General features: G+C 41.7%; 8 protein-coding genes and 1 pseudogene. 2 read left to right on the top strand and 7 right to left on the bottom strand.

Going from position 1 to position 12080, the window contains the following annotated elements:
• Positions 1-276 precede the first annotated feature (276 nt).
• Entirely contained in the window at positions 277-2232 is a 1956-nt protein-coding gene (locus IM479_RS06665) for an ATP-binding protein (protein WP_287684803.1), read from the bottom strand.
• Between the two features lie 263 nt (positions 2233-2495).
• Here IM479_RS06665 and groL point away from each other — a divergent pair, with 263 nt between their 5' ends.
• Entirely contained in the window at positions 2496-4169 is a 1674-nt protein-coding gene (groL, locus tag IM479_RS06660) for a chaperonin GroEL (protein ID WP_286824929.1), read from the top strand.
• 190 nt (positions 4170-4359) lie between these two features.
• Complete coding sequence (locus IM479_RS06655) at positions 4360-6249, top strand: ABC-F family ATP-binding cassette domain-containing protein (protein WP_287684802.1); 1890 nt, start codon at positions 4360-4362, stop codon at positions 6247-6249.
• Positions 6250-6278: 29 nt separating this feature from the next.
• Here the strand turns inward: IM479_RS06655 and IM479_RS06650 are convergent, their stop codons facing one another.
• The 6 genes and pseudogenes from IM479_RS06650 to IM479_RS06630 all read right to left on the bottom strand — a co-directional run.
• On the bottom strand, positions 6279-6749 hold the full coding sequence (locus IM479_RS06650; RefSeq protein ID WP_287684801.1) for a hypothetical protein: 471 nt from the start codon (positions 6747-6749) through the stop codon (positions 6279-6281).
• Between the two features lie 158 nt (positions 6750-6907).
• Positions 6908-7137 (bottom strand): annotated as a pseudogene (locus tag IM479_RS23000) (hypothetical protein); the annotation flags it as partial.
• A gap of 99 nt (positions 7138-7236) precedes the next feature.
• The gene (locus IM479_RS06645; protein ID WP_287684800.1) at positions 7237-7764 is read right to left on the bottom strand and encodes a hypothetical protein; all 528 of its coding nucleotides are present in this window, start codon (positions 7762-7764) and stop codon (positions 7237-7239) included.
• Positions 7765-8001: a hypothetical protein gene (locus IM479_RS06640; RefSeq protein WP_287684799.1), complete on the bottom strand. Its 237-nt coding sequence runs from the start codon at positions 7999-8001 to the stop codon at positions 7765-7767.
• Between the two features lie 92 nt (positions 8002-8093).
• A complete protein-coding gene (locus IM479_RS06635; protein ID WP_287684798.1) occupies positions 8094-9098 on the bottom strand; it encodes an RpnC/YadD family protein in 1005 nt (334 codons plus the stop codon).
• Between the two features lie 102 nt (positions 9099-9200).
• On the bottom strand, positions 9201-12080 hold a 2880-nt coding region (locus tag IM479_RS06630; protein ID WP_287684797.1), incomplete at its 5' end, for a beta strand repeat-containing protein.

The following is a 12080-nucleotide window of genomic DNA, read 5'->3' as shown; positions in this document are numbered from 1 at the left end:
TTTCCGAAAGTCCTTGACTTGTTTCAGTTTTTCTATTAAGCTCAACATATATTTTAAAAATTGCCGGTCACTTCTCATTTTACCTGACAGTGATCGCTTTTACTTTTGATATTCTGATGGGAGAATGAAACAGCCCTACCTGCCCCCCTTATTAAGGGGGGTGCCGATAGGCGGGGGGATCCCCCCTGCCCTACTTAATAAGGGGGGTGTCTGACAACTTTTAACACCTACCTACTTATCCTTTTTTGTCAAACTAGAAGGCTCTCTCGGTCTTTTTTATGCAGTTAAAGTGACCGTAGCCTTGGCAGTTTGTCCAGAATCAGAAGTGGCAGTAATAGTAATTTTATCCCCAGCCTTTCCTTGTGCAGGTGCAGTGTAGGTAAATTTGGCATCAGTGGTATTTTTATCAATTTTACCGCTTTCTGGCGGCGAGATTGTGATGGTGTATTTACCAACGGGATTAATGGTAAATTCTTTCTCCCCGTTTAATGCTAAATCTGCGCTAGGCGGATCAATCAAAATCGCTCGAGGTAGTCCCTGTCCAGTGGAACTAGCCTCTACAGTCACTTTTTTCTCTACTTGACTAATTAAATCGGGAACAAGACGTTCGCTAAATCCAGCCACAAAAGCCATTGCCAAAAGTCCATATAAATAGGTGTCATCACCCGTACCTTTAGTGCTAGGCCGAATTTCTATGGGAAAAATGTTAGAGTTAAGAATTAGCAGAATAAAGAAAGCGAAACTTCCCCCTAAAATGGGTTTGGTTAAACCAATTGCAAATGGCAAGAAGTCATCGTCATATTTTTGATTTTTGGGATTATCAAAGTCTTGCAAACGAGCTAGAAGACTAACTCCTCCCCCTAAAGTGCCTGTTATCCACATCAAACGTATAATTGTTATTACTCCGTCCTCGCGATTTGAGCTATTTTTTCTCTGAGTATTTTGGCTATTTTTTCCCTGAGTATTTTGGCTACCTTCTCCCTGAGTATTTTGGCTACTAGATTTTATGACTGGAGGTATTGTTATTACTCCGTCCTTGGGATTTGAGCTATTTTTTCCCTGAGTATTTTGGCTACCTTCTCCCTGAGTATTTTGGCTACCTTCTCCCTGAGTATTTTGGCTACCTTCTCCCTGAGTACTTTGGCTACTAGATTTTTTTATGACTGGAGGTAAGGAAAGTAACTCGTTCACTGGAGAGAATTTCATAATAAACCAATTTACAGGGAAAGCCAACGCTAATCCAATTAAAACTTTTGTAGGTATTCTGAAAGAATGGAAAAGATTATCTCTGAAGTTTGCAAAAATAAACCTAGAACCGTTCTGAATTTTTCTTAATCCCGTTTTCGCAGCATAGCGTAATTTTTGTGCCAACCTAATATTAGGTTGATCTGTTAAAGATTTAATCGCAATTTCTCCAGCATCTACCACCACCTTTACTTGCATGATATCACAAGGTTTTGAAATGTTCATGAGTTCTACCTGCGCTATCCCTAGTATTTTAATTAATTTGGCTAGTTCTCCCTGTACCTCCCGATCCAATTCTGGAGGGAATCCCGCTACTTGTTCTTTGGTTTTTTCCAGCAAAATGTCAATTCTTTGGTTTAGTTTTATCCCCTCATCTCTAGCTTTAATTTCATTGATTAAATCGTCTAAGTTTTTAAATAAAACACTTGCTTCTTGTAGTTGTGCAAAATTATCTTTAAATTCCTTAATTAACTTTTCAAAGGGTTCATCTACTTCAGGAATTGAACTATATTTGTCTAAGTTATCCTCCAGTTTAGCAATCAAAGACTCATTTTTCTGTTGTAATTCCACAGTGGCAGAAAATTTAACCAAAGTATCTTTAACTTTGCTTTGCCAAGCAGTTAGTTTTTCCTTAAGTTTTGGCAAGTTTGGAACGTTAGCATTAGTATCGAATAGACTCGTAATTGTTGCAACTAAACTATCAGTTTCTTGGCTTAAAGTATCAAGAGGAGTTTCTGAAATTTTGCCAGTAGATAAAAGGTTGATTGTCTCCACAAGCTGAACTGTATGGGCTATTATTTGTTTTTCTAATTCTTCTCTGCTAGGTAAAGAATCTGAAAAAGTTAATTCACCTAGTTTTTGAATAAGTTCATCTCTTAAATTCTGAGTCTCTTTAGTGATATTTTTGGCTTCTTTTTGGTGAGGTAATTTAACTTTCAGAATAAATTCATTAATTTTTTGTTCGATAGCAGGATTCAGATTAATCATGGTTGTCTTCTCCTAAAAAAAGGCGAAAATGGGCTAAAATTCTGTTAGCTTCCCGATGCTACAATAGTTATCATTGATTTTCCGCAATTATTAATAAATCTTGATAAATTTTTATTTTTTTAACTCAATTCAGTCTGCCGTAGGGACATAACACCCTATCTCCTCAACATCGTTATCTCCTCAATAACCGCACGCCGGGGTTAGCACTCAAGCCCTAAGAGTGCTAAATTAACTATAAGGAGTCCTATCACAACAGCGATACTATGTCCAAAATCATTGCCTTCAAAGATGAATCCCGTCGCGCCCTAGAAAAAGGTGTCAACGCCTTGGCCGACGCAGTAAAAATCACCCTCGGTCCGAAAGGACGCAATGTCTTGTTAGAAAAGAAATACGGCGCCCCCCAGATCGTTAATGACGGCATCACCGTCGCCAAAGAAATCGAATTGTCCGATCCCCTCGAAAACACCGGAGCGAGATTAATTCAAGAAGTAGCCTCAAAAACCAAAGATTTAGCGGGAGATGGCACCACCACCGCCACCATCATCGCCCAGGCTTTAATTAAAGAAGGTCTGAAAAACGTTACCGCCGGGGCCAATCCCGTCGCCTTAAGACGCGGACTAGACAAAACTATCGCCTATCTGGTCGAGGAAATCGCCGCCGTCGCTAAACCGATCGCTGGAGATGCGATCGCTCAAGTGGCCACCGTTTCTTCCGGCAACGACGAAGAAGTGGGAAAAATGATCGCCGCCGCCATGGAAAAAGTCACCACCGATGGCGTAATCACCGTGGAAGAATCGAAATCCCTAACCACGGAATTAGAAGTGGTGGAAGGGATGCAGATCGATCGCGGTTATATCTCTCCCTATTTCATCACCGATCAAGAAAGACAGATCGTCGAGTACGACAACCCCCTGATCCTGATTACCGATAAAAAAATCAGTGCGATCGCTGAATTAGTCCCCGTCCTCGAAGCCGTTGCTCGTCAAGGTCGTCCCCTATTAATTATCGCCGAAGATGTGGACGGCGAAGCCTTAGCCACTCTCGTGGTCAACAAGGCCCGGGGTGTCTTAAATGTCGTCGCTATCAAAGCCCCCAGTTTCGGGGAACGTCGCAAGGCGGTTTTACAAGATATCGCCATTCTCACCGGCGGTCGTCTGATTTCCGAAGAAGTGGGCTTAAGTCTTGACACGGTTAGCCTCGATCTGCTAGGGCAAGCGGCAAAAATCACCCTAGAAAAAGACAATACAATTATTGTCGCCTCCGGGGACAGCCGCAATAAAGCCGATGTGCAGAAACGTCTCGCCCAACTGAAAAAACAGCTAGAAGAAACCGATTCTGAATTCGATAAGGAAAAATTACAGGAACGCATCGCTAAATTAGCCGGCGGTGTGGCCGTCATTAAAGTCGGGGCAGCCACAGAAACCGAACTCAAGGATCGCAAACTCCGCATCGAAGATGCCCTCAATGCCACCAAAGCCGCCGTGGCAGAAGGTATCGTCCCGGGCGGTGGTACAACCTTGATTCATCTGGCTTCTAAGGTGAAGGCTTTCAAAGCTTCTCTCACTAACGATGAGGAAAAAGTCGCCGCCGATATCGTCGCCAAAGCCCTAGAAGCCCCCCTGCGTCAGTTAGCCAACAACGCCGGTGTGGAAGGCGATGTGATCGTGGAAGGTGTGCGCGATACCGCTTTTAGCATCGGTTACAATGTCCTCACCGGCAAGTACGAAGATTTAATCGCCGCCGGAATTATCGATCCAGCTAAAGTGGTGCGGTCAGCTGTTCAAAACGCCGCTTCCATCGCCGGTATGGTCTTAACTACGGAAGCCCTCGTGGTCGAAAAACCCGTTAAAGAAGCCGCAGCCCCCGATATGGGCGGCATGGGCGGCATGGGCGGCATGGGTGGCATGGGTGGCATGGGCGGCATGGGTATGATGTAATTCCTGATGCCCTCTGGCCCTTGAAAATAATCTCATGCAATTGAGCCAATCTGTCCCTTTTCTGGTTAACATCGGCATTAGGGACAGGTTTTTTTCTCCCGGGAAAAACTTTTTCAGCAGAACCTGCTTAATCTATCCTTTGCATTAGTCCAGACATTACACTAGAAAAGAAGGATTATTCCCACAAATCATGACACTGCTGACGGTTCGATCGCTCAAAAAAGACTTCGGTATCAAGGAAATTCTCAAAGATGCGAGTTTTAGTCTCGATGATCGCGATAAAGTCGGCCTGATCGGTACGAATGGATCGGGAAAATCGACCCTATTGAAAATGATCGCCGGATTGGAAGCGATCGATGGTGGCGAAATTCAAATCAATTCCGGGATGAAAATCGTCTATTTACCCCAGCAACCCGATCTAGACGATGATAAAACGGTTTTAGAGCAGGTTTTCGCCGATAGTGGCGAAAGTATGACTTTAATCAAGGAATACGAGGAATTGTCCGATCGCCTTGTCCATGAGCCAGAAAATCTGGATACTATTATGGAACGTTTGTCAAGGGTTTCGCAACAAATTGATAAACTTGCGGCCTGGGATTTAGAAACCAATGCTAAAGTTATTTTAAGTAAACTGGGTATCGATACCTTTAATGCTCGCGTGGGGGATTTATCGGGGGGATATCGCAAAAGAATCGCCATCGCTACCGCACTTTTAGCCGATCCTGACTGTTTATTGATGGATGAACCCACAAACCATTTAGACGCGCTTTCCGTGGAGTGGTTACAGAGTTATTTGTCCCGTTTTCGGGGAGGATTATTATTAATTACTCATGATCGCTATTTTCTCGATCGAGTGACTAATCGCATCATTGAAATCGATCGGGGAGACTTATCTACTTATGCCGGTAATTATGCCTATTATCTAGAAAAAAAAGCTTTAGCGGAAGAATCGATCGCCAGTAGTCAACGCAAACACGCGGGAGTTTTACGACGGGAATTAGAATGGTTATCCCGGGGACCAAAAGCGCGCAGTACCAAACAAAAAGCGCGCATCGATCGCATTCAGGCAATGGGTAATAAGGAATTTAAACAGGTGGAGGGAAAAGTCGATATTGCCACCGCAGGAAGACGCATCGGCAAAAAAGTTATTGAACTAGAAAATATCTCGAAAGCTTACGGAGATCGCACTTTAATTAAAGATTTTACCTATATTTTTACTCCCGAAGATCGCATCGGTATTATTGGCAGTAATGGGGTAGGAAAATCTACTCTCATGGATATTATTACCGGGAAAATTCTCCCCGATTCAGGCACAGTTGACATCGGTTCCACTATTCATATTGGTTACTTTGATCAACAATCCGATGATCTCAATATCAATGAAAATCAAAGAGTGATCGAATATCTGAAAAGTGTGGCCGAATTAGTCAAAACCCTAGACGGCAGCGTGATTACCGCTTCCCAGATGTTAGAAAAATTTCTCTTTCCTCCCGATCAACAGTATGCACCAATTTATAAACTTTCTGGAGGAGAAAGACGACGGTTATTTTTACTACGAGTTTTGATGAGTGCGCCTAATGTTTTAATCCTAGATGAACCCACCAATGATCTCGATGTGCAGACTTTAGCAATTTTAGAAGAATATTTAGAGGACTTTAACGGTTGTGTGATTGTTGTTTCCCATGATCGCTATTTTCTCGATCGAGTAGTTGATACTATTTTTTCCTTTGAAACGGGGGGTAATATCCGTCAATATCCAGGCAATTATTCCCTTTATCTCGATCAGAAAAAAGAGGAGGAGGAACCAAAAGAAAAAAAAGTCACCCCAAAAACTGTTAAAGCTTCTCCGTCACCCGTCAATAAAAAAATCTCTTTTAAAGAGAAAAAAGAATACGAAGATATCGAAAAACAAATACCAATTTTAGAAGCAAAAAAAACTGAAATTGAACAGGTACTTTATGGAGAACCCCTAGAAGATTTTACTAAAATAACCGACCTTACCGAAGAATTAGCTCAATTGAGTCAAAAAATTGATAATTTAACCGATCGCTGGTTAGAATTAGCGGAAAAATTAGGCTAGGATAATCCCTATTTTCCCGATCAATTTAGTCAAAACTGAGTGATAATTTCTGGTGAATCATCCTCATCCATGACCAGATCTACCGACTCCACCCGCAAGAGTGCCAAATTATCGTTAACCACCCCTTGAAGATAGATTTCCCCCATCCCTTCACCCCCCAGATCGATCGAGCCGAAAACTTGACCGATTTTGGTATTAAAATTAAACTGAAAATAATTAGCCGAGGAGATTCCCTCGCTGACATTATCGTATTTAGCGATCTCTTGACCACTGTTATCATAAAAAGATACTTGAAAATTTTCTAAAACTCGCATTTTTCCCGAACCTTTTTCCGAAAAGATAGTCGGGGCCGTTTTTGCATCATAACTAAAAGAACCTTTAGCTGTATAGCCTTGATTTCCCAACCATTGAAAATCGATCGTCACTGCTAAAACCCCTTGGCTATTCATGTTAGCAACTAAAAGCCAAGCTAATAGTAAAGTCAATATCATCTTTTTCATTAGTCGGTTATTTCAGTTACAGCAGTTATCCTAATGGTGAGGTACGAAGTCTCTGGTTTTGGAGAACAGGGAACAGCGAACGGTAGCTAGTCTTCCAGAGATGATGTCAAATCCAAGCATACTTCATCTTTTTGTCAGGCGGTAAAGATGGCTTTACTTAATACTATTTTATCACTGCCCGGAATGAAATCGCTGATCGCCTCGATTCCCAAATTGCTACTGTTGAAGATAAAATTATCGCTACCATTACCACCAGTGAATAAATCATCGCCTGAATCGCCAATGTACCATTAATATTATTAGTCCCAATTAGTTTGAGGTTTTCGACATTATTGGGTAAGGTTCGATTAATTGCGCTTTGTCAGGTGTCAGCAATAATTACTTGTCCTCGTTTTCATCTGTGCCATCACGATTATAGCAAAAGGGATTGCTACTTGCTTCTAGTTCTGACCATCTTTCCTCTGTTTAGTTCATTTAATCGAGAAAATTATTGAGACCATTGTTCAAAAAATTGCCGCAACTCGTCAAAAGAATTAACGGTTAGTGCCGATTTCAGTAACTCGTCTAAAATCGATAATACGGAAATTTTATCAACAGCTTGCTCAATTTCTATTGGAATGTCACCCAATCGCGTTTTTAAAACCATTTTAATATAATCACGAGCATTTTCTAACGCTCCAATTTCCTTCCCAATTTCCTTACCAATTTCCTTACCAATTTCCTCACCTCGTTCTATTCCTCGTAACTCCATATTACTTATTAAAGGCATGGTTCTTTCCTCCTCAAATTGTTTAATTTTACTCTCTAAGCTTGACTGTAATTCAGTGGATAAAGTCATCATATTGTCGATGATTTCAAACAGTTTAATTATCTGTTCCCTCTCAAACTCCTTTTCATATAATCCCCTGATTAACTTCCACTTCCACTGTTCCCGTTGTGGCAGCTTCCCAGTAGTCGCTTTTGTTTTCAGGTGTGCCATCACTATTATAGCAAATGGATTGCTACTTGCTTCCAATTAGTCACTGATAACTGATAACTGGTAACTGATAACTGAATAGAGTTTGTCAGCGAAACGTTTTTTTGTCTTTGCTGAAGCGGTAATCCTTTTTAGTTCTTTTTCTAGGGATTCAGGAATTTTTGTCCAATCAATTAATTGGTGAACTTCTGGAAAAAAGAAGCCTAAAAACGCTTCAAAATATTCGGTTAATGCTTCTTTCCAGGGTTCATCATAATTGGCGGTTGTTTGGTTCATCAATTAGGGGGATAGTTTTAATTGTTATCCGCTTCTGGATAAGAGGTTCAAGTTAATTGATGGGCACTGCATCGTTCTAGGGTAAGATGTTCTTATTGGATTCTTGTCAAAGACTGCTTAAATTCTGCGAGAGAATTAGCAGTAGCTGCTAATTTTAGTAGCTCTTCTAAGATAGTAGGGTTAGTGATTTTGTCAATCATATCTTCAATTTCTGAAGAAATCTGTCCAAAACGCACAGTTAAAACTGTTTTTATGGCATCACGGCTTTTTTGTAATGCTCCAATTTCCTTACCTATTTCCTTACCTATTTCCTTACCTATTTCCTTACCTATTTCCTTACCCCGTTCTATCCCTCGTAACTCCATATTACTTATTAAAGGCATGGTTCTTTCCTCCTCAAATTGTTTGATTTTACTCTCTAAGCTTGACTGTAATTCAGTAGATAAAGTCATCATATTGTCGATGATTTCAAACAGTTTAATTATCTGTTCTCTCTCAAACTCCTTTTCATATAATCCCCTGATTAACTTCCACTTCCACTGTTCCCGTTGTGGCAGCTTCCCAGTAGTCGCTTTCGTTTTCAGGTGTGCCATCACTATTGTAGCAAATGGATTGCTACTTGCTTCTAGTTCCGTCCATCTTTCCTCATAGTCCAGTAATTTAACTGTTGGGAATTTCAGAGTCAATTCACAGCCGGCGATAGTATAATTATAGGAATCTGGTCGCCAATTTACTCGTTCATCTCCTAAGATAGCGAGACTGATAACTGGTTTCTGATACAAATCAAAGGCACGATAGTTATAAATATACATCCTCTGAGGGAAATTTTCTTCGTATTGACTTTGAATTTCAATATGAATCAAAATCCAGACTTCTTCACCACTGAGTAACCAAACTTTATAGAGTTTGTCAGCGAAACGTTTTTTTGTCTTTGCTGAAGCGGTAATCCTTTTTAGTTCTTTTTCTAGGGATTCGGGAAGTTTTGTCCAATCAATTAATTGGTGAACTTCCGGAAAAAAGAAGCCTAAAAACGCTTCAAAATATTCGCTTAATGCTTCTTTCCAGGGTTCATCATAATTGGCGGTTGTTTGGTTCATGAATTACGATATTGGATTCTTGTCAAAGACTGCTTAAATTCTGCGAGAGAATTAGCAGTAGCCACCAATTTTATTGGTAAAATTGGTGGCTGTGTGGCTCGGTTAATTTATCAGTGCAAAATCAGCCGCCATCAGGGTAGGAACAGTCAACAAATTGGCAAATTCAGCACCACTTCCTAAGCCAGCAGCACTACCATTTTGATTGTAGTAGATACTGCCACTGCCGGTACTGTAAACGATAAAAGCGCTGCTAGTGGCGGCTAAATCATCGTCATCGACGCTGGCAAATTCAGCCGGTTGACTGAAGCCATTGCCAATGCTACTTTGTAAGGCGGTAAAGATGGCTTTACTTAATACTATTTTATCACTGCCTGGGGTGAAATCGCTGATGGCATCGATGCCTAAATTACTACTGTTGAAGATAAAGTTATCGCTACCATTACCCCCGGTGAGTAAATCATCGCCGGAACCACCAATTAAACTATCGTTTCCGTCTTGACCGGTTAATTGATCGTTGCCACCACCACCAGTTAGAGTATTATTAAGGCTATTCCCGGTTAGCCGGTCATTACCGCTATCGCCAATAATATTTTCGATGGTGTTATTTGCCGAAAAAGTCAATTTTAGATTATTGGTAACGGCGGTTTGGACAGTGGTAATCCCTAAGTTAACTCGTACTGCGGTATTTGTCCCAGTAAAGTCGAGGGTATCGATACCGCCGGTGGTAGTTTCTTGGATGGTATCGCTTCCTAATGGGGTTGAAGCATTGAAGCAGTAAATATCGTTACCATTAGCACCAGCGAGGATATTGTTACCGCTATTTCCGGTAATTTTATTGTCACCAGCGTTACCTGTACCGTTAATATTATTAGTGCCAATTAGTCTGAGGTTTTCGACATTATTGGGTAAGGTTCTAGTAATGCTGCTTTGTAGGGTGTCAGTAATAATTACTTGTCCAATTGCTTCGTCGGGATTGATGGTAGCATTAACCGGATTTGACAGGGTTACGGTAAAGACTTCATCAGGTTCATTGAGATTATCATTGAGGATGGGAATGCTAATACTAGCGGTGGAAGTATTAGGTGCAATGGTGAGGGTTCCTGTCTGGCTAGTGTAATCTACATTGGCGGTAGCATCAATGGGTGCAGTGGTATAGTTGACAGTAATTTGTTGTGGATTGGGGTTATTGACAGTAACAGTGAGGATTGCATTATTATTTTGACCCTCCACCACGGTGATGTCGTTGATGGAGAGTTGCGAGGTGACAGTGCTATCATCATCGGTAATTGTCCCCGTAGCTGCGTTAGGAGTACCTACGGTATAACCTGTCCCCGCAGCAACGGTTAAAATAACAGTTTCGTTGGGTTCAACTGTAGTATCAGCAGTAGGGTCAACTATTACAGTCGCAGTGGATGAACCAGCTGCGAAGGTGACTGTATTGGTAGTCCCTGTACGAGTGTAGTCGGTATTGAGAGTAGCTGTCCCTCCGAGGGTGTAGTTAACAGTTAAAGCATTGGTTGTTACACCAGAACGAGTGAAGGTGTAACCCAGATTAGTTGTCCCGTCTTCTGTCACACTACTGGGAGAAACCGCAAGAGTAACACTGGTATCATCATTGGTAATTGTCCCTGTGACTGCGGTGGTCGTACCTACTGTATAACCAGTCCCGGTCGCGAGGGTTAAAGCGACGGTTTCGTTACTTTCAACTGTTGTATCAGCAGTGGGGTCAACTGTTACAGTCGCAGTGGATGAACCGGCTGCGAAGGTGACTGTATTGGTAGTCCCTGTACGAGTGTAGTCGGTATTGAGAGTCGCTGTCCCACCGATGGTGTAATTGACGGTTAAAGCATTTGTTGTTACACCAGAACGGGTGAAGGTATAGACTAAGTTAGCTGTCCCATCTTCTGTCACACTACTGGGAGAAACCGCAAGAGTAACACTGGTATCATCATTGGTAATTGTTCCCGTAACTGTATTAGGAGTACCTACTGTATAACCTGTCCCGGTTGCGAGAGTTAAAGCAACAGTTTCGTTACTTTCAACAGTTGTGTCAGCAGTGGGGTCAACTATTACAGTCGCAGTCGCTGAATTAGCTGCGAAGGTGACAGTATTGGTAGTCCCTGTACGAGTGTAATCGGTATTGAGAGTAGCTGTCCCTCCGAGGGTGTAATTGACGGTTAAAGCATTTGTTGTTACACCAGAACGGGTGAAGGTATAAACCAGATTAGCTGTCCCATCTTCAGTAACACTACTGGGAGCAACAGCAAGAGTAATACTGGGAAGAGTCGGACTAGCAACATAGCTAAAATAACTAGCAGTTAGACTTAATGCTGTTTGATTATTGATAACAGCAATGAGTTCATCTGGTTCGCTTCCGGGTTTATTGATGTAGAGATTAGTATTAGAACCAGAAACCGTTAACAGATAGTCACTACTTGAACCTTGTAGTTGAATTATATCATCAGTAGTGTTAAAGTCGGCAATTCTCGCATAGTCGTTAGTACCTGCATTAGTTGCATTACCATCATCATAGAAGGTCTTTGTCGTATCTGCAAGGATGAAGAGGTCGCTTCCTGTTCCCCCTTCTAGATAATCTTGTTCTCCTGTACCGTTATTTGTTCCTTGTAGTGTGTCATTACCATTACCCCCATAAAGAGCATCATTACCAAGCTCACCATTCAGGACATCATTATCTTCCTGACCATAGAGTTTGTCATCACCAGCACCACCTGAGATGGTGTCGTTACCATCCCCACCAAACAGACCACCATAAGAGGATTGGTCATTGGCAGAAGTACCAACAATCACATCATCAAAAGCTGTGCCTGTAAATTGACCGTCATAATTATTATCGATAAAACTTTCAATGGAAATGAGTGTATCAACTTCGCTACCAATGGTGATTGTGCCATTACCCGTTGTCGGGTCATAGGTCATGGTTAACCCAGTCGTGCGATTACTGTAGTCGGCACTGTAGTAATC

This window comes from Microcystis sp. M165S2 (assembly GCF_020245885.1).
Classification (GTDB): domain Bacteria; phylum Cyanobacteriota; class Cyanobacteriia; order Cyanobacteriales; family Microcystaceae; genus Microcystis.
This window is presented reverse-complemented; position numbering and strand designations above follow the sequence as displayed.